22 protein-coding genes, 1 tRNA gene and 1 riboswitch are annotated in these 24,101 nt (G+C 60.0%); of the genes, 15 read left to right on the top strand and 8 right to left on the bottom strand.

The annotated features are described in order from the left end of the window. Positions 1–63: 63 nt before the first annotated feature. From BLP82_RS20125 to BLP82_RS20145, 5 genes are all read left to right on the top strand, one after another. Entirely contained in the window at positions 64–1,026 is a 963-nt protein-coding gene (locus BLP82_RS20125; RefSeq protein ID WP_092172139.1) for a YbgA family protein, read from the top strand. Next, positions 1,026–1,973 carry a MerR family transcriptional regulator gene (locus tag BLP82_RS20130; RefSeq protein ID WP_092172142.1) on the top strand — a complete coding sequence of 316 codons (948 nt, stop codon included), beginning with the start codon at positions 1,026–1,028 and terminating at the stop codon, positions 1,971–1,973. The genes BLP82_RS20125 and BLP82_RS20130 overlap by 1 nt, the downstream gene beginning before the upstream one ends. 12 nt (positions 1,974–1,985) lie before the next feature. Next, positions 1,986–3,437 (top strand): deoxyribodipyrimidine photo-lyase, encoded by a 1,452-nt coding sequence (phrB, locus tag BLP82_RS20135; protein WP_092172284.1) that lies wholly within the window; start codon positions 1,986–1,988, stop codon positions 3,435–3,437. Between the two features lie 120 nt (positions 3,438–3,557). Beyond that, a complete protein-coding gene (locus tag BLP82_RS20140) occupies positions 3,558–4,331 on the top strand; it encodes an SDR family NAD(P)-dependent oxidoreductase (protein ID WP_092172145.1) in 774 nt (257 codons plus the stop codon). A 27-nt stretch (positions 4,332–4,358) separates the two neighbouring features. Then, a complete protein-coding gene (locus BLP82_RS20145) occupies positions 4,359–4,664 on the top strand; it encodes a YkgJ family cysteine cluster protein (RefSeq protein ID WP_092172148.1) in 306 nt (101 codons plus the stop codon). Between the two features lie 118 nt (positions 4,665–4,782). On the opposite strand, the gene BLP82_RS20150 is transcribed toward BLP82_RS20145, so the two are convergent. The 6 genes from BLP82_RS20150 to hemA form a co-directional block, all read right to left on the bottom strand. Beyond that, positions 4,783–5,301, bottom strand: coding sequence for an acyloxyacyl hydrolase (locus BLP82_RS20150; RefSeq protein WP_060740656.1), 519 nt, complete (start codon positions 5,299–5,301; stop codon positions 4,783–4,785). Positions 5,302–5,413: 112 nt separating this feature from the next. Continuing rightward, positions 5,414–6,205 (bottom strand): glutamate racemase, encoded by a 792-nt coding sequence (murI, locus tag BLP82_RS20155; RefSeq protein WP_092172151.1) that lies wholly within the window; start codon positions 6,203–6,205, stop codon positions 5,414–5,416. After that, the gene (locus BLP82_RS20160) at positions 6,198–6,953 is read right to left on the bottom strand and encodes a molybdopterin-synthase adenylyltransferase MoeB (RefSeq protein ID WP_092172287.1); all 756 of its coding nucleotides are present in this window, start codon (positions 6,951–6,953) and stop codon (positions 6,198–6,200) included. The genes murI and BLP82_RS20160 overlap by 8 nt, the downstream gene beginning before the upstream one ends. Continuing rightward, a complete protein-coding gene (prmC, locus tag BLP82_RS20165) occupies positions 6,947–7,777 on the bottom strand; it encodes a peptide chain release factor N(5)-glutamine methyltransferase (RefSeq protein ID WP_092172154.1) in 831 nt (276 codons plus the stop codon). Before prmC ends, BLP82_RS20160 begins: the two co-directional genes overlap by 7 nt. A 14-nt stretch (positions 7,778–7,791) precedes the next feature. After that, entirely contained in the window at positions 7,792–8,874 is a 1,083-nt protein-coding gene (gene prfA / locus BLP82_RS20170; protein WP_092172157.1) for a peptide chain release factor 1, read from the bottom strand. After that, positions 8,871–10,160, bottom strand: a complete 1,290-nt coding sequence (gene hemA / locus BLP82_RS20175; protein WP_092172160.1) for a glutamyl-tRNA reductase — start codon at positions 10,158–10,160, stop codon at positions 8,871–8,873. The genes prfA and hemA overlap by 4 nt, the downstream gene beginning before the upstream one ends. A 172-nt stretch (positions 10,161–10,332) precedes the next feature. Here hemA and BLP82_RS20180 point away from each other — a divergent pair, with 172 nt between their 5' ends. From BLP82_RS20180 to BLP82_RS20225, 10 genes are all read left to right on the top strand, one after another. Then, complete coding sequence (locus tag BLP82_RS20180; protein ID WP_060740651.1) at positions 10,333–12,057, top strand: tetratricopeptide repeat protein; 1,725 nt, start codon at positions 10,333–10,335, stop codon at positions 12,055–12,057. Positions 12,058–12,061: 4 nt separating this feature from the next. After that, entirely contained in the window at positions 12,062–12,679 is a 618-nt protein-coding gene (gene lolB / locus BLP82_RS20185) for a lipoprotein insertase outer membrane protein LolB (RefSeq protein ID WP_060740650.1), read from the top strand. Between the two features lies 1 nt (position 12,680). After that, the gene (ispE, locus tag BLP82_RS20190) at positions 12,681–13,532 is read left to right on the top strand and encodes a 4-(cytidine 5'-diphospho)-2-C-methyl-D-erythritol kinase (protein ID WP_092172163.1); all 852 of its coding nucleotides are present in this window, start codon (positions 12,681–12,683) and stop codon (positions 13,530–13,532) included. A gap of 37 nt (positions 13,533–13,569) precedes the next feature. Next, a tRNA-Gln gene (locus tag BLP82_RS20195) sits at positions 13,570–13,644 on the top strand. Positions 13,645–13,691: 47 nt separating this feature from the next. Further along, positions 13,692–14,633 carry a ribose-phosphate pyrophosphokinase gene (locus BLP82_RS20200; protein ID WP_003171603.1) on the top strand — a complete coding sequence of 314 codons (942 nt, stop codon included), beginning with the start codon at positions 13,692–13,694 and terminating at the stop codon, positions 14,631–14,633. A gap of 142 nt (positions 14,634–14,775) precedes the next feature. After that, positions 14,776–15,378, top strand: coding sequence for a 50S ribosomal protein L25/general stress protein Ctc (locus BLP82_RS20205; RefSeq protein ID WP_092172166.1), 603 nt, complete (start codon positions 14,776–14,778; stop codon positions 15,376–15,378). Positions 15,379–15,544: 166 nt separating this feature from the next. After that, a complete protein-coding gene (pth, locus tag BLP82_RS20210) occupies positions 15,545–16,129 on the top strand; it encodes an aminoacyl-tRNA hydrolase (protein WP_092172169.1) in 585 nt (194 codons plus the stop codon). A gap of 22 nt (positions 16,130–16,151) precedes the next feature. Further along, complete coding sequence (ychF, locus tag BLP82_RS20215) at positions 16,152–17,252, top strand: redox-regulated ATPase YchF (protein WP_092149599.1); 1,101 nt, start codon at positions 16,152–16,154, stop codon at positions 17,250–17,252. Between the two features lie 423 nt (positions 17,253–17,675). Next, positions 17,676–20,921 carry a DUF726 domain-containing protein gene (locus tag BLP82_RS20220; protein WP_092172172.1) on the top strand — a complete coding sequence of 1,082 codons (3,246 nt, stop codon included), beginning with the start codon at positions 17,676–17,678 and terminating at the stop codon, positions 20,919–20,921. Next, a complete protein-coding gene (locus tag BLP82_RS20225) occupies positions 20,921–22,624 on the top strand; it encodes a LeoA/HP0731 family dynamin-like GTPase (RefSeq protein ID WP_092172175.1) in 1,704 nt (567 codons plus the stop codon). Before BLP82_RS20220 ends, BLP82_RS20225 begins: the two co-directional genes overlap by 1 nt. A 93-nt stretch (positions 22,625–22,717) precedes the next feature. Here the strand turns inward: BLP82_RS20225 and BLP82_RS20230 are convergent, their stop codons facing one another. Continuing rightward, complete coding sequence (locus BLP82_RS20230) at positions 22,718–23,305, bottom strand: hypothetical protein (protein WP_092172179.1); 588 nt, start codon at positions 23,303–23,305, stop codon at positions 22,718–22,720. A 4-nt stretch (positions 23,306–23,309) separates the two neighbouring features. Continuing rightward, entirely contained in the window at positions 23,310–23,753 is a 444-nt protein-coding gene (locus BLP82_RS20235; RefSeq protein ID WP_092172182.1) for a DUF3592 domain-containing protein, read from the bottom strand. Between the two features lie 145 nt (positions 23,754–23,898). Next, positions 23,899–24,094, top strand: a riboswitch (cobalamin riboswitch). Positions 24,095–24,101: the final 7 nt, after the last annotated feature.

The following is a 24,101-nucleotide window of genomic DNA, read 5'->3' on the forward strand; positions in this document are numbered from 1 at the left end:
CTATGATGAAAATATTGTACATAAATGTAAACTTGTACAAGATTAACCCATCAGAGGTCGCCCATGCCCAGCGCAGCCATCGCCAAACCCAGAATCGCCATCAGCGCCTGCCTGATGGGTGCCGAAGTTCGCTTCAACGGCGGGCACAAGCAATCGTCGTTGTGCAGCCGCACCCTCATCGATTACTTCGATTTCGTGCCGGTGTGCCCCGAAGTCGCCATCGGCCTGGGCATTCCCCGGGAGCCGATTCGCCTGGTGGGCAATCCTGAGCACCCCGAGGCGCTCGGTACGGTGAATCGCGACCTCAACGCAACCCGGCCATTGGCCGACTATGGGCAGCAGATGGCCGGGGAACTGGATGACCTCTGCGGCTACATCTTCATGCAGAAATCGCCGTCCTGCGGACTGGAGCGGGTCAAGGTCTATGACCACAACGGTGTCCCCCAGGAAGGCGGCGGACGCGGTATCTATGCCCAGGCCTTTTGCGAACGCCATCCCGATCTGCCGGTGGAGGAAGACGGTCGCCTCAACGACCCGGTACTGCGAGAAAACTTCCTGACCCGGGTGTTTGCCTATGCCGCCTGGCAACCCTTGCGCCGCCAGGGCCTGACCCGGCGCGACCTGATCGAATTCCACTCGCGCTACAAATACCTGCTCATGGCTCACAACCCCGAGCAGTACAAGGCCCTGGGCAAACTGCTGGGCGACATGGGCAAGGCCGATCCCAATGAACTGGGTCCACGCTATTTCAGTGCATTGATGGCCGCCTTGAAGAAATGCGCCACCCGCCGCACCCACACCAATGTGCTGCAACACCTGAGCGGTTACCTCAAGGGCGCCATCGACGCCGACGACAAGCAGGAGGTACAGCATCTCATCGGGCAGTACCGCCTCGGCATCGTGCCCTTGGTGGTGCCGCTGACGCTGCTCAAGCATCACCTGCGCCAGCACCCCGATCCTTATCTGGCACAGCAGGTCTACCTGCAGCCGCACCCGGAAAACCTCAGTTTGCGAAACGCCATTTAATGAATAACAACCCCGATTCCAGTGCCCGCGAAGACCTGGGGGCCGACTTTGCCAAGGCCTTGGCGCAAGGCTGGCTGCCCATACGCGAAGTCGCCCGGCAGACCGGTATCAACGCCGTCACGTTGCGGGCCTGGGAGCGCCGTTACGGACTGATCGTGCCCCATCGCACGCCCAAGGGTCATCGCCTGTTCAATGCCGAGCATGTGCAACGGATCCGGAGCATCCTCACTTGGATCGATCGTGGCGTCGCGGTGAGCAAGATCAAGCCGTTGCTGGATACACCGCCGCTGCCGACAGCCCCCACGCCGCCACCGGAGAACGATTGGCAGCGTCAGCGCAACGCCTTGGCACTGGCGGTGACGCAACTGGCCGAGCGTCAGATCGATGACCTGGTCAACCAGGCGATGGCGCTGTATCCGCCCTGGACCGTTTGCGAGCAATTGCTCTTGCCGTTGCTGGCCGAGCTGCACTTGCGCTGGCAAGGCCAGTTCGGCGCGCAGTTGGAACGGGTCTTCCTGTACTCGTGGCTGCGCAGCAAGTTTGGCAGCCGGATCTACCACAACAACCGTCAGTTGCGCGGTGCGCCACTGTTGCTGGTCAATCATTCGGACTTGCCCCAGGAGCCGCACCTGTGGCTCACAGCCTGGCTGGCCAGCAGCGCCGATTGCCCGGTGGAGGTGCTCGACAGCCCGCTACCGGCGGGTGAGCTGGCCCTGGCGGTCGAACGTCTCAAGGCTCGCGGCGTCCTGTTGTATTCCAGTCACGCCATCAACCTGTCCCAACTGCCCAGGCTGCTGGGTGGCATCGATTGCCCGATCATCATTGCCGGCCCGGCCGCGTCGATCCACCAGACCCGGTTATCCACAGGCGTTTCGATGATTGACCTGTCCTGGGCCGAAGACCCGCTATCGGCTCACCGCGAACTGAGCCGCAGAGAACTCCTTTAGATGGAAAACAACCTGCAACTGATCTGGCTGCGCAGCGACTTGCGCCTGCACGACAACACCGCCCTCGCAGCGGCCGCAGCCCAAGGGCCCTGCGTGGCGGTGTACCTGACCAGCCCCGGACAATGGCGTACCCATGACGACGCAGCGTGCAAGATCGATTTCTGGCTGCGCAACCTCGGCGCATTGAGCGTGGCCCTGGATGAATTGAACATCCCGCTCTTGATTCGTGAGGCAACGCATTGGCACCAGGCGCCACACGTGCTGCTCAAGCTATGTCGCGAACTGGACGTTGGCGCCGTGCATGTCAACGAAGAGTACGGCCTGAATGAAACGCAGCGCGACACCGAAGTCGCCCGAGTGTTGAATGATCAGGGCATCGAGTTTCACCAGCACCTCGATCAACTGCTGTTCAGGCCTGGCAGTGTACTGACCAAGACCGGCAATTATTTCCAGGTGTTCAGTCAGTTCCGCAAGGTCTGCTACAACCGTCTGCATTTTTCGCTGCCGAGCCTGGTCGCCACACCGCGCCAGCAGGCCCGCACCGGCATTGCCCGCGATCCGGTGCCGACGCATGTCGATGGATTCGCCCCGCCCAGCGAAACACTGCGTGCCCTCTGGCCCGCCGGTGAAACCGAAGCCCGACGGCGCCTGGACAGTTTTGTCGACCAGCACCTCGACGACTACCAGCACGAGCGGGACTTCCCGGCCCGGCCCGGCACCAGCCAGCTCTCGGCCTATCTGGTAGCCGGGGTGGTGTCGCCACGTCAGTGCCTGCATGCGGCTTTGCAAGCCAACCGGGGTGAGTTCGAGAGTGGAAGTGCCGGCGCCGTGACCTGGATTAATGAATTGCTCTGGCGCGAGTTCTACAAGCACATTCTCGTGGGCTACCCACGTGTGTCGCGCCACCGCGCGTTCCGCCCGGAAACCGAGGCGCTCGCGTGGCGCAAGGCCCCCGGCGAACTGGAGGCCTGGAAACAGGCGCGCACCGGCCTGCCGATTATCGATGCGGCCATGCGCCAATTGCTGGAAACCGGCTGGATGCACAACCGCTTGCGGATGGTGGTCGCCATGTTCCTGACCAAGAACCTGCTGATCGATTGGCGTGAAGGCGAACGTTTTTTCATGCAGCACCTGATCGACGGCGACCTCGCCGCCAATAATGGCGGCTGGCAGTGGAGCGCCTCCACCGGCACCGACTCGGCGCCTTGGTTCCGCATCTTCAACCCTTTGAGCCAGTCGGAAAAATTTGACCGCGAGGGCCTGTTCATCAAGTACTGGTTACCTGAACTGAACGACCTGGACAGACAACAGGTCCATAACCCAAATACCCAGGGCGGCTTGTTTGGCGCAGTGGACTATCCGGCACCGATCGTCGATTTGCGCGAATCCAGGGCCCGTGCACTGGCAGCGTTCAGAAACCTGCCGACGCGACAGGACGCAGCCGTTGAAAGGGTGGGCGATTAGCGGACATGAAATTGCCGGGCCGCGGGATGCAATCTTTACCCGATAACTTATAGTCGTACTCATCGTACGAACGCTACTGAACGTCGTGTATCAGCGTTATGCAATCGAAAGGAGTACGGAATGGATTCAAGACTGCCCCGGCGCTATTGGCTCACCGGGGCCGGCAATGGAATCGGCGCTTCGTTGGCCGAAGCGATACTTGAGACAGGTGCATACCTGGCCGTCAGTTCACACTCGCCCCGCTCGTGCGAAAACCTTTTGGTACGTTATCCAGGACAAGTGCTGAGCGTGCCCGGCAATTTGACCGACAGCCAGGCCGTGCGCGAGATCGGTGAACAGATCACCCAACAATGGGGCGCCCTGGATCAGGTGATCCTCAATGCTGGAACGACTGAGTACGTTGACGAACAGCATACTGACCACACATTGATCGAGCATATCGTGCGCAGTAACCTGCTGGCCGCCAGTTTCTGCATCGAAGTGGCCATGCCCTTGTTGCGCGCCGGGACCCAACCTCATCTGGTGGGTATTGCCAGCCCGGTGACTTATCTGCCGCCCTCGAGAATCGAAGCGGGTGGAAGCGCGATGCGCCATCTGTTCGAATCGACTCGGGCAGAGCTGGCGTCTACGGGCGTTGATGTGACCTGGGTGCATCCTGGCTACGACGATCCATCGCGGGGGCCCGACGATTGTTTCCCATTCCCGGCCCACTGGTCGCCAGAAGAAGCGGCGCGGCATGTGCTGAAGCACTTGGTCGAACGCCCCCGGGAAGTCGCGCTTCCCATGGCGTCCCTGACCGCACTGTGGCCCTTGCCTTCATCCACCGAAACCCTATCGGCCGACATCGACTCACGCCAGGCAAAAAACGGCAATCCGATCAAGGGACGACCCTGAGCCGCCGATTGCCTTACACTGCGCGCCATGAAAACCATCCCCCTCCATGAAATCCCGGCACCGGCCGTCACCTGCTCGACATGCGCGGCGTGCTGCTGCCAGTTGGAAGTGATGCTGATCACCGACACCGGGGTCCCGGAGCGTTATATCGACACGGACGACTGGGGCGGGGAAGTGATGCTGCGGCTCGACGACGGTTGGTGCGCAGCCCTGGATCGCGACAGCATGATGTGCACCATCTACGAAAAGCGCCCGCTGATCTGCCGCGAGTTCGAGATGGGCGCGCCGGAATGCCTGGAAGAGCGTCAGGGCATTGCGACGGCGTATCGGTAGGAAAATAGATCCGATTTTTTGTGGGAGCGGGCTTGCTCGCGAAAGCGTCGGATCAGCCAGCACTGAAGTGATTGACACTACGCCTTCGCGAGCAAGCCCGCTCCCACAGTATTTAATGTTACAGCGGCATCGTGTAGTGCAGCGCGTAGCTTTCCACACCGTCGTTGGTCGACTTGATACCAGCGTTGGAGTAGTGAGTGGCGCGAATGCCCACTTCATGTCCGCCATTGAAGCGCAGGCCGAACCCGATGCGATCCTCGAACTGGAAGGCCGTTCCCAACTTGTTGCTTTCCACTTCGGTATTGGCGAACAGCGCAACGCCGACACCCGCCTCGATGTATGGCTTCACGTTCTGGCCGGAAAATTCATACACAAACACGGGCGAGAACGACAGGCTATGGTTGCTGGACGTCTCGTCACCTTCCCAATAAGTATAGGCGCCGCTCCAGTAGCCAGTCAGGCGACCGACGTCACTTTGCAACCAACTCTTGTCCCAGTCGAACTGCATGCCCAGGCGATAGGTCATGGTCGAATCGCTGGTCTGGCCCACCCCAAATTCCACACCCGCTGCTTGCGCAGTATAAGTGTGCCCCAACAACGCAGCCGCAAACGCGGCAAAGCAGAATAAGCGCTTCATTAGAAACATCCTTTTCCGAACAGACTTAGTTAATTTTGTTACAAAGACAAAACTATAGAAATCTGCGCTAAAACAGAAGTTCACCCCGTTTTACACATTTTTCACGTTTTTTTTACAGACCAAAGCTTCGCACAATGCCGGACGAATGCCATAGAAGCGGTAGGATTTTTCTGAAATGTATCGGGTCTGCACTTGTCCAGAATTGCGTTTCATGGGGCTCGCCCTCCGCCAGCCACCCACGTTCGGCCAACAGGCGCTGAAGTTGCCGGGCCACAGCGGCGCCGGTGTCGATCAGGCTGATGTCCCTTGGGATCATGTCCTTGAGCAAAGGCTTGAGAAATGGATAGTGGGTGCAGCCCAGGATCAGCGTATCGCAGCCGGCTGCCAGCAACGGCTCGACGTAGTGTTGCAGCAGTTGATGCAGGGCCTGGCTGTGCAGGTCCCCCGCTTCGATCAACTCAACCAGGCCCGGGCACGGCTGGGTGATGACGCGCACATCGGTGGCGAAACGGTCGAGCAAGGCGGCGAATTTGGCGCTTTGCAAGGTGCCGGTGGTCGCCAGCACCCCGACGATACCGCTGCGGGTTGCGGCGGCCGCCGGTTTGACTGCCGGTTCCATGCCGACAATCGGCCAGCGGGGAAAATCGCGCCGCAGATCGGCGACCGCGGCCACCGTTGCGGTGTTGCAGGCGACCACTAACGCCTTGGCGCCCTGACTGAAGAGAAAGTCGGCAATGATCGTGCTGCGCTGTCGGATGTATTCCGGGCTCTTCTCGCCGTAGGGGATGTGCCCACAGTCAGCCACGTACAGCAGCGACTCATTGGGCAGCAACTGACGGATCTCACCCAGCACCGACAGCCCGCCGACGCCCGAGTCCAGTACGCCCACCGGTGCGTCATTCATGCGGGCCACCACAGACACTGCAACCCGGGTCGCGCTTGACCCGCAATTCGCGGAAACGCGTGCCCAAGGCGTCGATCAGCAGCAGCCGTCCCACCAGCGGCTCGCCGAAACCGACCAGCAACTTCAAGGCTTCAAGGGCTTGCAAACTGCCTACCAGGCCCACCAGTGGCCCGAGCACCCCCGCCTCGCTGCAGGTCAGCTCGGCTTCGCTGCCATGACCGTAAAGGCAGTGGTAGCAAGGGCTTTCAGGGCGACGCGGATCGAACACCGACAACTGCCCTTCCAGGCGAATCGCCGCACCGCTGACCAGCGGCTTACCCGCCGCGACACAGGCCGCGTTCACCGCCTCGCGGGTCGAGAAGTTGTCCGAGCAGTCGAGCACCACATCCACCGCCGCGACCGCCGCGGCCAGGCTATCTTCGTCCATGGCGACCCGATGAGGCACCAACCGAACCTCGGGGTTGATCGCCCCCAGGCGCCGCATCGCCGAATCGACCTTGCTCAGGCCGACGCTGTCGGTGTCGTGAATGACTTGGCGTTGCAGGTTGGTCAGGTCGACGCTGTCGAAATCCGCCAGGTGCATCTCGCCCACGCCAGCGGCGGCCAGGTACAACGCCACCGGAGCGCCGAGCCCGCCGAGGCCGATGATCAACACGCGGCTTTGCTTGAGACGCAATTGGCCGTCGATGTCGACGTGCTGCAACAGAATCTGCCGGCTGTAGCGCAACAGCTCCTGATCGTTCAGCACGGCAGGCACCCCAGGCTGATGCGCTCATGCCCTCCCAAGTCCTTGCGACTGTGGACCTCGACAAATCCTTGGGCGCTCAGCAAATCGCGCACCGCCTCGGCCTGGTCGTAACCATGCTCGAGCATCAGCCAGCCACCCGGTTCGAGGTGCGCCGACGCCTGGGCCACGATCTGGCGCAGATCATCGAGCCCGTCCGGCCCGGCCACCAGGGCACTGGCCGGCTCGAAACGCACGTCGCCCTCGGCCAGATGCGGATCGCTGGCCGCGATGTACGGTGGGTTGCTGATGATCAACTGGAAACGCTCGCCTTCCAAGGCGCTGAACCAGTGGCTGCTCAACACCGTGACATTGCGCAGGTCCAGCCGCTGGCGATTGCGCTCGGCCAGGGCCACGGCCTCCAGCACCCGGTCGACCGCCGTGACGTTCCAGGCCGGACGCTCACTGGCCAATGCCAGGGCAATCGCGCCGCTGCCGGTGCCCAGGTCCAGGACCCGGGCCGGTGTCGCGGGCAGCAAGGCCAGTGCGGTTTCCACCAGCAGCTCGGTGTCGGGACGCGGGATCAGCGTATGGGGCGCGACTTCCAGGTCGAGTTTCCAGAAACCCTGCTGCCCAAGGATGTAGGCCACCGGTTCGCCGGAGCGACGGCGACGCAGGTATTCGGAGAACAGCAACGCCGCCTCGCTGGGCACGATCCGCTCGGGCCAGGTGTGCAGGAAGCTGCGGGGCTTGCCCAGGGCAGCGGCCAGCAACAACTCGACATCCAGCCGTGGCGTGGGCGAATCCGGCAGCTCGGCGGCGCGTAACAGACTGGCGATGATGGTCATTTATTCACCTGTGCTTACTCGCCAATCGCCGCCAACTGGTCGGCCTGGTATTCGGCCAGCAACGGCTCGATGACCGCATCGACACCACCGGCCAGGATCTCGTCCAGGGAATACAGGGTCAGGTTGACGCGATGGTCGGTGACCCGGCCCTGGGCGAAGTTGTAGGTGCGGATCCGTTCGGAGCGATCGCCCGAACCCACCAGCAATTTGCGTTCGCTGGCGATGGCATTGGCAGCGGCGCTGGTCTGCTGGTCGTTGAGCTTGGCCGACAACCAGGCCATGGCCCGCGCACGGTTCTTGTGCTGGGAACGTTCTTCCTGGCACTCGACCACGATGCCCGAGGGCAAGTGGGTAATGCGGATCGCCGAGTCGGTCTTGTTGACGTGCTGGCCGCCCGCGCCGGAGGAACGGTACGTGTCGACCCGCAGGTCCGCCGGGTTGATCTCGATGGCTTCCTGCTCGTCCGGCTCGGGCAATACCGCCACGGTGCAGGCCGAGGTGTGGATGCGCCCCTGGGATTCGGTGGCCGGTACGCGCTGCACACGGTGGGCGCCGGATTCGAACTTCAGCTTGCCGTAGACATTGTCGCCTTCGACCCGGGCGATGACTTCTTTATAGCCGCCGTGCTCGCCTTCGTTCTCCGACAGGATCTCCACGCGCCAACCGCGACGCTCGGCATAACGCGAATACATGCGGAACAGGTCGCCGGAAAAAATCGCCGCCTCGTCGCCGCCGGTGCCGGCACGGATCTCGAGGAACACGTTGCGCCCGTCATTCGGGTCCTTGGGCAGCAGCATGCGTTGCAGGTTGCCTTCCAGTTCGAGCAACTGCTCCTTGGCTTCGCGCACTTCCTCCACGGCCATTTCGCGCATGTCCGGGTCGCTGTCCTTGAGCAGCGCCTGGGCGCCTTCGAGGTCGTCCTGCACTTTAAGCAGCTGTTTATAGGTGGCGACAATCGGCTCGACTTCCGCATATTCCTTGGAATAGGTGCGGAATTTGTTCTGGTCGGCAATGACTTCGCCATCGCCCAGCAAGGCGGTCAATTCTTCGAAACGGTCCTGGAGAATGTCCAGTTTGTTGAGCAGCGACGCTTTCATTGCGGTTTTTTATCCGAAAAGCTATCCGGTGAGCCCTCACCGAGGGCAAAGAGTTCCTGGGCCATGGCCAGCGCATCGAGGCGGCCTTCGGCAGTCAGCTTCTTGAGCTGGACACTGGGGGCGTGGAGCAACTTGTTGGTCAGGCCGCGGGCCAGTTGCACCAGCACCTCTTCGGCACTGCCGCCGTTGGCCAGAAGGCGCTGGGCCTTTTGCAGCTCCTCGTCGCGCAGGCGTTCGCTCTGTTGACGATACGCCTTGAGCACATCCACCGCCGCCAGCTCGCGCAGGCGCACCATGAAGTCCTCGGCACCGACGCCGATCATCTCTTCCGCCGCCTGGGCTGCGCCCTGCCGGCTCTTGAGGTTCTCGGCCACCACCTCGTGCAGGTCGTCGACGCTATAGAGGTAAACGTCGTCCAGCTCGCCGACTTCCGGCTCGATGTCCCTGGGAACGGCGATGTCCACCATGAAAATCGGCTTGTGCTTGCGCAGCTTCAGGGCACTTTCCACGGCGCCCTTGCCGAGGATCGGCAGCTGGCTGGCGGTGGAACTGATGACGATATCACTGTGCACCAGCTCGGCGGGAATGTCCGACAGCAGCACGGCATGGGCACCAAACTGTTCGGCCAGGGTGCTGGCCCGTTCCAGGGTCCGGTTGGCGACGACAATGCGCTTCACACCCAGGTCGTGGAGATGGCGAGCGACCAGGGTGATGGTCTCGCCGGCGCCGATCAGCAGCGCCTGGCTGCGTTGCAAATCACTGAAAATCTGTTTCGCCAGGCTGACGGCGGCGAACGCCACGGACACCGGGTTCTCGCCGATGGCGGTGTCGGTGCGCACCTGCTTGGCGGCATTGAAGGTGGCCTGGAACAAGCGCCCCAGCAGCGGGCCGACGGTGCCGGCCTCACGGGCCACGGCGTAGGCCGATTTCATCTGGCCGAGAATCTGCGGCTCGCCCAGCACCAGCGAGTCGAGCCCCGAGGCGACGCGCATCATGTGACGAACGGCCGCATCGTCTTCGTGCACATAAGCACTGGCGCGCAGCTCTTCAAGGCTCAGGTTGTGATATTCGGCCAGCCAGCGCAGCACTGAATCGGCCGAAACGTGATCCTGTTCTATATAAAGCTCACTGCGATTGCAGGTGGAGAGGATCGCAGCTTCGCGGCTGTCGGTGAGTCGGCAGAGCTGCTGCAGGGCCTCAACCAGCTGCTCAGGCGTAAAGGCCACGCGCTCGCGGACGTCTACTGAAGCAGTCTTGTGGTTAATACCGAGTGCAAGGAAGGCCATTCAAGGTCGCTGATGGTGACGTGAAGCCGGCAATTGTCCTACTTCGTCAGATTCAGAACAACCACTCGATCTCTATCGCCCTGCCCTGGCTTGTAAATCGACGGGGCGGTTATGTTTGACCCAAGGCTTGTGTCATGATGATCCGACCGCAGGTTAGTCGTCCTCTTCCTATATGAATAGATCTTCCGCGTTGCTCCTCGCCCTTGCCTTGCTCAGCGGCTGCCAGTCCATGGCCCCCGTTTCGACGGACGGTACGCCGCCAGTCGAAGACAGCGTGCAGGCCCCTGAAAAACCCAAGGTCTATGGCTCGTTCAGCGAAGAAACCATCTTCAGCCTGTTGAGCGCCGAACTGGCAGGCCAGCGCAATCGCTTCGACATTGCGCTGGACAACTACGTGACCCAGGCCATCAATACCCAGGACCCGGGCATCTCCGAGCGGGCATTTCGCATTGCCGAATACCTGGGCGCCGACCAGCCCGCGCTGGATACCGCGCTGATCTGGGCCAGGAATGCCCCCGATGACCTGGAAGCGCAGCGCGCCGCCGCCGTGCAACTGGCCCGGGCCGGGCGTTACGACGACTCCATGGTCTATATGGAGAAAGTCCTGCTGGGCAAGGGCGACACCCATTTCGACTTCCTGGCGCTGTCGGCCGCCGATACCGACCAGGAAACCCGCAACGGGCTGATGAAAAGTTTCGATCGCCTGTTGCAGCGCCACCCGAATAACGGCCAGCTGATTTTCGGCAAGGCCCTGCTGCTGCAACAGGATGGCGACACCCAGGGCGCCCTCACCCTGCTGGAAGACAACCCGCCGGAAGCCGGCGAAGTGGCGCCGATCCTGCTTCGTGCCCGCCTGCTGCAAGGCTTGAATCGCGGCGACGAAGCCTTGCCGCTGCTGGAAAAAAGCATCAAGAAGTACCCGGACGACAAACGCCTGCGCCTCACCTACGCCCGCATGCTGGTGGAAAACAACCGCATGGACGACGCCAAGGTGGAATTCTCCAGCCTGGTCCAGCAATACCCGGAAGACGACGAGCTGCGCTATTCCCTGGCGCTGGTCTGCCTGGAAGCCAAGGCTTGGGAAGAGGCCAAGGGTTACCTGGAAGACCTGATCGCCCGGGAAAGCCATGTCGACTCGGCCCATTTGAACCTGGGTCGCATCGCCGAGGAACGCAACGACCCCGAGAGCGCACTGATCGAGTACGCCCAGGTCGGCCCGGGCAACGACTATCTGCCGGCGCAGTTGCGCCAGGCCGATATCCTGATCAGCAATGGCAAGACCGCCGATGCCCAGAGCCGCCTCGCGGTACAACGCGACTCCCAGCCGGACTACGGCATCCAGCTGTACCTGATCGAAGCCGAAACCCTGTCGGCCAACAATCAGGGCGACAAGGCCTGGAACGTACTGCAGCAAGCCTTGAAGCAGTACCCGGACGATCTGAACCTGTTGTATACCCGCGCCATGCTGGCGGAAAAACGCAATGACCTGGCCCAGATGGAAAAAGACCTGCGCCTGATCATCCAGCGCGACCCGGACAACGCCATGGCCCTCAATGCCCTGGGCTACACCTTGTCGGATCGCACCACCCGCTATGACGAAGCCAAGCTGCTGATCGAACAGGCCCACCAGATCAATCCGGAAGACCCGGCGGTACTCGACAGCCTTGGCTGGGTGAATTTCCGCCTGGGCAACCTCGACGAAGCCGAACGCCTGTTGCGCCAGGCCCTGGAGCGCTTTCCCGACCAGGAAGTCGCCGCTCACCTGGGCGAGGTCCTGTGGGCCAACGGCAAGCAACGCGAAGCCCGGCAGATCTGGAGCCGATTCCTCAAGGATCAGCCAGACAGCCCTATCTTGCGCAGCACCATCAAACGCCTGACCGGATCCGAGACCCTTTAAGATTATGTTTTTGCGCCATCTCATCGTTTTCAGCTTCATTGCCTTGCTCGCCGGTTGCGCGGGCTTCGGCGCCCGTGAATCCGTCCAGGGCCAGGGCAACCAGGCCCAGTGGCGCGAGCACAAGCAACAACTGAGCGGCCTCGACGGCTGGCAGATCGACGGCAAGATCGGCATCCGCGCCCCGAAAGACTCGGGCAGCGGCACGCTGTTCTGGCTGCAACGCCAGGACTACTACGACATTCGCCTGTCGGGCCCACTGGGTCGCGGCGCGGCCCGCCTGACTGGCCGGCCGGGCCAGGTTTCCCTGGAAGTCGCCAATCAGGGACGCTACGAGGCCCCGAGCCCCGAAGCGCTGCTGGAAGAACAGCTGGGCTGGAAACTGCCGGTTTCCCACCTGACCTGGTGGGTTCGCGGGCTGCCGGCACCGGACAGTAAAAGTCGCCTGACCCTCGACGCCGACAGCCGCCTGTCCAACCTGGAACAGGATGACTGGCAGATCGAATACCTCAGCTATGCCCAGCAGAACGGCTACTGGCTGCCCGAACGCATCAAGTTGCACGGCAGCGACCTCGACGTCACGCTGGTGATCAAGCAATGGCAGCCGCGCAAGCTGGGGCAATGACATGACCGCCGCACGCCTGACGCTGCCCTCCCCGGCCAAGCTCAACCTGATGCTGCACATCCTCGGCCGTCGTCCGGACGGCTACCACGAGTTGCAGACGATCTTCCAGTTCCTGGACTACGGCGACGACATCACCTTCGCCGTGCGCGACGACGGCGTGATTCATCTGCACACCGAGTTTGAAGGCGTGCCCCACGACAGCAACCTGATCGTCAAGGCCGCGAAACAACTCCAGGCGCAATCCGGTTGTACGCTGGGCATCAATATCTGGATCGAGAAAATCCTGCCCATGGGCGGCGGCATCGGCGGCGGCAGCTCGAATGCGGCGACGACTTTATTGGGCCTCAACCATTTGTGGCAGCTTGGCTGGGACATCGATCGCCTGGCTGCCCTGGGCCTGACGCTGGGCGCCGACGTGCCGGTTTTCGTGCGTGGCCACGCCGCTTTCGCCGAGGGCGTCGGGGAAAAACTCACCCCAGTGGAACCCGAGGAACCCTGGTACTTGGTGCTGGTGCCGCAAGTATCTGTAAGTACAGCAGAAATTTTTTCAGATCCACTGTTGACACGTAACTCTCCTCCCATTAAAGTGCGCCCCGTTCCCAAGGGAAACAGTCGAAATGACTGCTTACCGGTGGTAGCAAGGCGTTATCCAGATGTTCGTAACGCATTGAATTTGTTAGGTAAATTTACCGAAGCAAAACTCACCGGAACTGGAAGTTGTGTGTTTGGGGGCTTCCCAAGCAAAGCTGAAGCTGATAAAGTCTCGGCCCTTCTTACAGAGACCCTTACAGGATTTGTAGCAAAAGGAAGCAACGTTTCGATGTTGCATCGCAAGCTGCAAGACCTGCTCTAAAAGGAATCGAGTGCTGGGCACTCGCAGCAACAGATACAGGGGCGTCGCCAAGCGGTAAGGCAGCAGGTTTTGATCCTGCCATGCGTTGGTTCGAATCCAGCCGCCCCTGCCATTTTCCTATACTCATCCAGGTATACCCTCAGCCTTCAGGTACTGCGCGTGTCCAAGATGATGGTCTTTACGGGGAACGCCAACCCCGATCTGGCTCGGCGTGTCGTACGTCAGCTGCATATCCCTCTCGGTGACATCTCTGTCGGTAAATTTTCCGACGGCGAAATCACTGCCGAGATCAATGAAAACGTTCGCGGTAAAGACGTCTTCATTATTCAGCCGACTTGCGCTCCGACCAACGATAACCTGATGGAACTCGTCGTGATGGCTGATGCCTTCCGCCGTTCCTCGGCTACTCGTATCACTGCTGTTATTCCTTACTTTGGTTATGCCCGTCAGGATCGCCGTCCGCGTTCCGCACGTGTGGCGATCAGCGCGAAAGTCGTGGCTGATATGCTCACCGTAGTCGGCATCGACCGTGTCCTCACGGTTGATCTGCATGCTGACCAGATTCAGGGGTTCTTCGATATTCCCGTGGATAACATCTACGGCTCCCCGGTCCTGGTGGATGATATTGAAGATCAGCGCTTCGAAAACCTGATGATCGTGTCCCCGGACATTGGCGGCGTCGTGCGTGCACGGGCTGTTGCCAAATCCCTGGGCGTGGATCTGGGTATCATCGACAAACGCCGTGAGAAAGCCAATCACTCCGAAGTGATGCATATCATCGGCGACGTCGAAGGGCGCACCTGTATCCTGGTCGATGACATGGTCGATACCGCCGGCACCCTGTGCCACGCGGCCAAGGCCCTGAAAGAGCATGGCGCTGCCAAGGTCTTTGCCTACTGCACACACCCTGTGCTGTCGGGTCGAGCGATCGAGAACATTGAAAATTCCGTGCTGGACGAGCTGGTGGTGACCAATACCATTCCGCTGTCCGCTGCAGCACAAGCCTGTGCACGTATCCGTCAACTGGATATCGCACCGGTGGTTGCCGAAGCGGTTCGCCGCATCAGCAATGAAGAATCGATCAGCGCGATGTTCCGCTAAGGGCCCTGCCCTTTCCAGGACATCTCGTTGACGAAAAGCGCCCCGCCCCGACATCACCTGTCGGGGCGGGGCTTTTTTGCCCATACCGTGCCTGACGCTGGTCGCAAACGTCACTCGGTCATGGCTATTTTGGAGATACAACATGAACGATTTTACTCTGAATGCTGAAGTGCGTTCCGACCTGGGGAAAGGTGCGAGCCGCCGCCTGCGTCGTCTCGCAAGCCTGGTTCCAGCTGTAGTCTACGGTGGCGAAAAAGCCCCTGAGTCCATCAGCATGCTGGCCAAAGAAGTTGCCAAACTGCTCGAAAACGAAGCGGCCTACAGCCACATCATCGAGCTGAACGTTGGCGGCACCAAGCAAAACGTCGTGATCAAAGCCCTGCAGCGTCACCCGGCCAAAGGCCACGTGATGCACGCTGACTTCGTCCGCGTTGTTGCCGGTCAGAAGCTGACTGCTGTTGTTCCAGTGCACTTCATCAACGAAGCTGCTCCGGTCAAGAAAGGCGGCGAGATCTCGCACGTGACTTCCGAGCTGGAAGTTTCCTGCCTGCCGAAAGACCTGCCTGAATTCATCGAAGTCGACCTGGCTGACGCCGAAATCGGCACGATCATTCACCTGTCCGACCTCAAGGCTCCTAAAGGCGTTGAGTTTGTTGCTCTGGCACACGGCGATGACAAGGCTGTTGCCAACGTCCACGCTCCACGTGTTGCTCCAGAAGCCACTGAAGAAGGCGCTGCAGAGTAATTTCACTCTGTCGCCGGAGTGACCGGAAACATCGCGGACTGGAACGTAGCGAGACAGCGGGCGAGAACGCGAAGTTTACTTAACGGTAAATCCGCCATTTTCGTCCACTGTCGCAACACCGCCTGATTGCGACATCGTTATCCACACTCCAGGAAGGGCCCCTATCGTGACTGCCATTAAACTGATCGTTGGCCTGGGAAATCCAGGCGCTGAATACGAACAGACCCGGCATAACGCAGGGGCCCTTTTTGTTGAGCGCATCGCGCACGCGCAAGGGATCAGCCTGGCGGCCGATCGCAAGTATTTCGGCCTGACCGGGCGCTTCTCGCATCAGGGTCAGGATGTTCGCCTGTTGATTCCCACCACCTACATGAACCGCAGCGGCCAGGCCGTGGCGGCATTGGCCGGTTTCTTTCGCATCAAGCCTGAAGAGATCCTGGTGGCCCACGACGAACTCGACCTGCCTCCGGGCGTTGCCAAGCTCAAGCAAGGTGGCGGCCATGGCGGTCACAACGGGTTGCGCGACATCATCGCGCAACTGGGTAATCAGAATACCTTTCACCGCCTGCGGCTTGGCATCGGCCACCCGGGCGTTGCCAGTATGGTTTCTAACTTTGTCCTGGGTCGTGCGCCTCGCGCCGAACAGGAAAAACTCGATGCCAGCATCGACTTTGCCCTCGGCGTGCTGCCGGATATTCTCGCCGGGGAATGGAACCGCGCGATGAAAAACCTGCACAGCCAGAAGGCCTGACACTTATCCGAGGGGAAACACCATGGGATTCAATTGCGGCATCGTCGGCCTGCCTAACGTCGGCAAGTCCACCCTGTTCAACGCCCTGACCAAATCCGGTATCGCGGCCGAGAACTTCCCCTTCTGCACCATCGAGCCGAACAGCGGCATCGTGCCGATGCCCGATCCGCGCCTGGACGCCTTGGCAGCCATCGTGATCCCGGAGCGGGTGCTGCCGACCACCATGGAGTTCGTCGACATCGCCGGCCTGGTGGCCGGTGCCTCGAAGGGTGAAGGCCTGGGTAACAAGTTCCTGGCCAACATCCGCGAAACCGATGCCATCGCCCACGTGGTCCGCTGCTTCGAAGACGAGAACGTGATTCACGTCTCCAACAGCGTCGACCCGAAACGCGATATCGAAATCATCGATCTGGAACTGATCTTCGCCGACCTCGATAGCTGCGAGAAGCAACTGCAGAAAGTCGCTCGCAACGCCAAGGGCGGCGACAAGGACGCCGTCGCTCAGAAAGCCTTGCTCGAGCAGTTGATCGCCCACTTCACCCTGGGCAAACCGGCACGCAGCCTGATCAAGAACATGGGCGCCGATGAGAAGCAGATCATTCGCGGCTTCCATCTGCTGACCACCAAACCGGTCATGTACATCGCCAACGTTGCCGAAGATGGTTTCGAAAACAACCCGCTGTTGGACGTGGTGAAAGCCATTGCCGAAGAAGAAGGCGCGATGGTCGTACCGGTCTGCAACAAGATCGAAGCGGAAATCGCCGAGCTTGAAGACGGCGAAGAAAAGGACATGTTCCTGGAGGCCCTGGGCCTTGAAGAACCAGGCCTGAACCGCGTGATCCGCGCCGGCTATGAAATGCTCAACCTGCAGACGTACTTCACCGCTGGCGTAAAGGAAGTGCGCGCCTGGACCGTACGCGTCGGCGCCACCGCGCCACAAGCCGCGGCCGTGATCCACACCGACTTCGAAAAAGGCTTCATTCGCGCCGAAGTCATCGCCTACGACGACTTCATCCAGTACAAGGGCGAAGCCGGCGCCAAGGAAGCGGGTAAATGGCGTCTGGAAGGCAAGGAATACATCGTCAAGGATGGCGACGTGATGCACTTCCGCTTTAACGTCTGACCGGCCTATTAAGTTCCAGGGTGTTTGTTGAAACACCTAGGAACCGATACAACCCCAGAAAACCGCGCCTTAGCGCGGTTTTTCTGTTTCAGAACGTCACATTTCGCTTCTGCTGTTTCCATCCTTCGCCAGAAGAATCGCAGGGTGAATCAGCCAAGCTGCTAGCTCAGCCACCGAACTTCCTACCGGAGAAAAAGCCGTAAGCCCCCTCCTGATAGCAACTTGCCACACTCTTAAGGTAAATTAGCCAAAGAGGTGACGCCAACAAGCCCACTCCCCCCGAACAGCACAAGGATGTAGCCATGCCCGCCAGCAACGACCGTCCCCTGGAACCTGCCCTGTAGCACCCGCTCCCCAAGCACCCACGCAAATAAGTCTGACAGCCAAGCCTTGAAACGGCATGACCGTGGATAAGGAGAGTCCATGCCTCACCCTTTTCAGTTTCAAACCTCGCCATTCGCCGGACCGGGCACCACTGAAGCCAACGTTTTCGTCCATGGCTACAGCGCCGGGCATAGCGAGGAGGACAAGCAGTTTCTGCTCGACAAGATCCCCGACCAGCTAAAGCACTACACCAATATCTTTGCGTTCTGGCCTTCGAATCATCTTCTGCGTTTCGACAAGTCTTCGCTTTGGGCACTTGGCGCGGCAGGTCTGAATTTCGGTAAAACCATGTCGAGTTCGCCCCTCGATTCTTTCGGCCTTTTGGGGGCCTTCGCCAAGGACCGGATGGGCAACTTCACTCAGGCCCGCACTCGGGCGGAGCACATGGGAGCGGTGTTGTTTGACCAGTTGCAGGATTACTTGCGTAGCAACCATCCAAAGATCAAGACCATCAACCTGATCGGGCACTCGCTCGGTGGGCGGCTGGTTATCAGCAGCCTGAAGAGTTTTTCGTATCGACAGCAGTTGGCTATCAACGATGTGCTGCTTATGGCCGCCGCCGTTGAAGTCACCGCCATGGAAGCGCGGCAGCTGCGTGAACGGTTCAAGGGGAGGCTTATCAATGCCTATTCCAAGGCAGACAGGACCCTGCTGTTGAACTGGGGTGAAACCTGCCTGGGACGTAACGAGATCGAGCACTTCGAGAGCATCGAAATGAACGATTTCGGTCACACCGATTACTGGGAACGACTGCCAGAAGTGTTGGCGGAGACTCGTTTCAAAGCCCACGCCCCCGGCTCGTCGGAGGCTGCTCAAACACCTGCAGAAGAACTCTTGCCACCGCTGGCGCCCGAACAACTCGCCGAAGAACACGACATGAAACTCGAACTGAACAGCCCTCTTGATGTTTACCAGCAAATCAATGACGAGCTGGCACTCATTATCAGTGAACTGAGACATCCTTCGGACGACGAAGCCTTGAACCTATCCCGTCAGGAGGCGCTTCGGCGGCTGACCGAGCATCGGACGGCGCTGTTTGAGCGGCTCGCGGAACTTGAGAAAAATGCCGAGTGGAACACGTTCACCATTGCCTTCTATGGCGAGACGGGGGCAGGCAAGTCGACCCTCATCGAGACCCTGCGCATCCTGCTTCAGGAGCCCGGCAAGCGGGCGAGTCAAGAGGCGTTTCGCAAGCTGCGCGACCAGTACGGGCTGACTGAAGAAACCCTGCAGGGGCTGCAACGGAGCATCGAGCAAGCCGAAGCGCGACTTGAAGAACTGACGCAGCAACTGAGTGCGACAGTGTCGCAGTTCGAACAGCCTTTCAGGGACGCACAGAGCGCGCTGGACCAGGCCAACGCCCGGTCCAGCGAGGTGAAACAGCGACTGGGCGGTGCGTTTGAGCAACACGAGCAATCACATAAGGACGCCCTTGCCGCCGTCACTCGCCTGCACACGCTTCTTGCGACACGCAAAAGCAACGCTTCGCTCTGGCAAAAGCTGTTGAATCTTTTCAGAACGATGCCGGAAGAGCTTCAGTTGAATGAGGCCACCGCTTCGTTGACCGCAACTACAGCGGCACGGGACAGTGCTGCCGCGACGCTGCACGTCGAACAGACGAAAGCCGAACAGGCGTGCCGTGCGATGGAGCAGCAGGTGAGCGAGATCGTAACCAGGCGCGACGACGCTTGTGCGGCGCTGTCCGCGCAACAGGCGGAGGCGACGCAGCAGCAGCGAGCGCTCACCCAGCAGCGACTCGAACATGAGACCCAACTGGCGCAGTTGTTGGGAGAGCTGCAAGTTCATGCTGACGGTCAAATCATCGGTCACGGTTTGAGCGACTTCACCCGCGAGACTCAGCGCTATGAGTTCGAGCTGGACGGCCAACCCTTCGCGCTGCTGGATGTACCCGGTATCGAGGGCAAGGAAGGCTTGGTACTCGACCAGATAGAACGTGCCGTCCAGACCGCTCACGCGGTGTTCTATGTCACCAACCAGGCCGCACCGCCACAAACGGGTGACGGCCAGCACCAGGGCACACTGGAAAAGATCAAGCAGCATCTGGGAGCGCAAACCGAGGTGTGGACCATCTTCAACAAGAAGATCACCAACCCCAAGCACTCACTGACTGACCGACCACTGGTCTCCGACGACGAAATCGCCAGCCTTGCCGGGCTTGACCAGAAAATGAGCGAGCAGCTCGGCAAGCACTATCAACATGTGTTTCCGCTGAGCGCGCTTCCTGCCTTTCTCGCCTCGACCGACCATCTTGCACCGGGATCACAGAATGCCAAGCGCCGCAGCAAAGTGCTCGAGGATTTCGGTGCCGACGAGTTGCTGGAAAAATCCCGTCTGCGCCCCTTCCTGGATTTGCTAGGCCGCCAGCTGATTCACAACGGCAAAGCCAAGATCATTCGCGCCAACTTCAACAAGGCCAATGACGCGCTCAACCACACCACCCAGACGCTCTCAGGCGTTCAGCAGACTCTGAATGCGCTGTCGGAAAAGCTCTCCCAGGAAGAGCAAAGCGCCAAGAGCCAGTTGACCACCAGCTTTGCGGCGCTGAAGAAACGTCTGGAGTCTTGCGGCGAAACCTTGATCGACAACTTCACCCGTAAGGTGCGTAACGACGTTTACGCACGCATCGAAAAAGACATCAGCAACGACGCTTTCAAAAGCGCCCTGACCGAGCAGCTTGAAACCCAGCAGCGCCAGCTCAGCAAGCAGCTGCCCGTGGCAGTGAACATAGAGGTCGGTAAATTCCAGAAGGCCGCCGAGGATATTCTCTCCCGTTTTGAAAAACACGCCCAAGAGTTGACCTCCAGTTACGGAAAGCTGGGCAGCATGCGATTCAACCAACCTTTCAACCTGAACATAAAAATCGACAACGGCGTCAACGTTGCGGGGCTGCTGGCAAGCCTTGTGGGTATCGCGACGGCACCGTTCACCGGCGGAGCCAGCTTGTGGTTCGTTGGGGCTTCAGTACTGACCGCGCTTGTCTCGATCGGCAAGGCACTCTGGAGCGCGCTCAGCACGGACTACAAGATGTCCCAACAACGCCAGGCCCTTGATAAGAATCTGCGCAGCGCCACCGAGCAATTGCGCGACATGCTGCGCGAAAGTCTGGACAGCGCTCTGAGCGAAATGCAGAAGACTATCGACCAACTCGACCTGGCACTTGAAGCGCCTGCCAAACAGGCGGCCAACCAGGTGAGCACGCTGTCGCGCTCGACCATCCGCCTGAAAACCCTCTCCCGCCAAATCGAACTCGCAGGAAACCTGTAATGGAAAACACACTCAAGACGTTCAAGGCCCAACAGGCTAATACGCTGACGCTGCTGGACAGGCTGCAGAATTTCCTCGGTCAGGGGGCCCAGGCCGGCGTTCCGATTGACCCAGCGTTGAGCAGCAAGCTGCAGAATGTCGTCAGCAGCGTGTCTGGTGAGAAACTCAAGGTCGCGCTGATTGGCGGCTTCTCTGAAGGCAAGACTTCGATTGCGGCGGCCTGGATGGAAAAGCTGGACAGGTCCAGCATGAAGATCAGCCATCAGGAATCCTCCAATGAGGTGAAAGTCTACGAAATCGACGAAGACTTCGTGCTGATCGACACCCCCGGGCTGTTCGGCTTCAAGGAAATGGAAAATGCCGAAACTCACGCGATCGAGAAGTACAAGGACATCACTAAAAAATACGTGAGCGAATCTCACCTGGTGCTCTATGTGATGAACTCGACCAACCCCGTCAAGGAAAGCCACAAGGATGACCTGATCTGGTTGTTCCGCACTCTGGATCTGCTGCAACGCACAGTGTTCGTCCTCAGCCGCTTCGACGAAGTGGCTGACGTAGAAGATGAACAGGACTACCTGGCCAACCTGCAGGTCAAACGCGAAAACGTGACAGGCCGGCTTCGTGAACAGATCGCGCTGACCGACCAGGAAGCAGCCGAACTGTCCATTGTCGCCGTCGCCGCGAACCCCTTCGACATGGGTGTAGAGCACTGGCTGGGCAACCTCGAACAGTTCAAGGCGCTGTCTCACATCGCCACACTTCAGACGGCCACCACAGGAAAGATGCAGCAGAACGGAGGCAGCGCCGCGCTGATCAACGACATGCGCGCCAGCGTCATCCGTGACGTGCTGAGCAACCAACTGCCCGTTGCCATCGAGAACGATCAGAAGGTTTCGCTGGAGGTCGGCAGGCTCGATGAGCTCAATGCTCGCCTGGGCAAGCAACTGGCAACAACCGGGCAGCAAATCGAAGAGGCACGGATCAGCCTTCGTGATTTTGCCACCCGCTACTTCTCCGACCTGATCCTTCAGGCTAAAGGTTGCAGCCTGGAAACCTTCGCGGACTTCTTCGAACGCGAGGTCGGTGCTGAGGGCATCATCCTGTCCACCCGTCTGCAAAATGAATTCAGCCGCCAGACCCAGTCGATTACCCTTGAGGTCGAGAAGATGCAAGTGGGCTTCGACAGCGAGGTCAACCACTTCAACACCACCGTCAAGGCCTTGGGTAAACAAGGCATCAACCACGTGCTCAAAGGCAACTTCATCAATAACACCACGGTGCTGGCCGCACGGGATGGCCTCACCACCATCGCCAAGACGGTAGGCATGGATATCGGCAAGTACCTGAAATTCAAGCCGTGGGGGGCGGTGAAGTTCGCCAAAGGTGCCAATGGCGCACTGGCCTTCCTCGGCGTGGCCCTCGAAGCCTGGGACAGCTGGGAGCAATACAAGCGCGAAGAAGCTTTCAAGAAAGCAGTCGCGACGATGGTCGGCAACTTCGAACAGCAACGTCAGGACTTCCTTGCCCTCGTGAACTCGGAACGCTTCAAGGAGGAGTTCTTCCCGGAGTACCTGCTGCTCAACACACGCCGCAAAGAACTGCAGAGCAATGTGGATGAAAGCCGTGTACGTCAGCAGCGCTTCCAGGCATGGCGCGTTGAAGCTGAAGCCATCGACGCAGAGTTCAAAAGACTGAACTGACCTCCTCCAGGCGCCCGCCGAAAGATGCAGCGGGCGCTTCGTGAGCAGAGCTAATTGATTGGCACTGTGGTCTTGCCCACTCCTACAACCGGGCTAGAACAGATAGCCTATGTAAATCGCAGCGCCACCACCGGCCTGCAAACCAGCGTTTATGCCGGCCATGACCACCGCCCCCTTGGCCGACTTCGCCAGCCGCTGGTTGACCAGGGTGGAAGCGATGAGCGAGGTCGCCGGGTTGGAATTCAGTGCCATCGACAACGCCAGCAACTTGGGATCAAGCCCGAACAACAGCGCCGTGGCCGAACCACCGATTCCCAGGCCCACCCCTACTTCGGTGTACATGCACGGTCCGGTGATGTCGTCACTGGTCAGGTCGCGAGCGACCAAGGCATCGCTGACAAACACCTTGCCGGTGCTGGGAAAGGCCTCCGCCGCGCCGGCCGCAGACACACCCTTGCCCTTGATCTGGATATTGATCTTGCCGAAACGCGGCAGCCGCGCGCCGAATCCGGCACCTACTCCGACGCCACCGTAGCGGTAGCTGATGTCCTCGCCCTCGGGCGAACGCAGGATGATCGAACCGCCGCTGCCGGCCACCATGACCACGGTCAGGCCGCCGCCGCTGGCGGTCTGATATTGCCAGCGACTTTCATTGACCGGGATCGGGATGTTGTAGCTCATACGTTTAAAGTCCTTTATGTGAATGAACCGCACCGCGACCGCGCTGACGGATAGCCTTTGCCAGACCGACAAGGGTGAACACCAGACCGATAAAACCCAGGCCCCCGGAAGTGCCCCACAACGCGGCAGAGTCATCGACGATGGCGCTATTGGTCGGCTGCTCGGGCAGGTAATGCACCCGCACGGGCTGACCCTGCTGATAGCCGAAAATGAAGCCGCCTTGGGGGTAGGAGATTTTTTCACCGCTGCTCGTGGTGAACGCGATCTCAGGATGCGAACCACCGGCATTCAAGTGGCTGACGATGCCATCGGCGGTCTGTGCGCGGTCGAGAAACTCGCGTCGCTCAAGCGTGAGATTGGTGGCAATGCTCAACAAACCGATACCAATCAGGGCAAACAGCAGGCCCAGCAATATCTTCCCGATGTGTGACGGGGTGTAGTTAGCCATGGCTTGTCTCAGTGTTCGTCCATGAAGAGGGCGATCAGAATAGCAAGAAGCGGCGCTATGCCGCACCTCCCGAAAATCATTCCCGCAATCGTACGACGCCAGGAGAAGGCCTCTCAGTGGCGAGTGGTGATAAACACCCTGATCGACTACCATGCCCAGCGCCGGTTCCCCCACGGGACTAATAGGGAATCCGAGATGCCTCGCACGGCATCAAACGGAACTGCCCCCGCAACTGTAGGTGCTGAGCCTGCTCCTCAATGGCCACTGGGATCACCCCGGGAAGGCTGGAGCCAGGCGATGACGCATCAGTCAGGAGACCTGCCGGCCAAGTCAATCACTAACCGGCGG

The sequence above is a fragment of the Pseudomonas sp. NFACC37-1 genome, from assembly GCF_900101575.1.
Lineage (GTDB): Bacteria > Pseudomonadota > Gammaproteobacteria > Pseudomonadales > Pseudomonadaceae > Aquipseudomonas > Aquipseudomonas fluorescens_AA.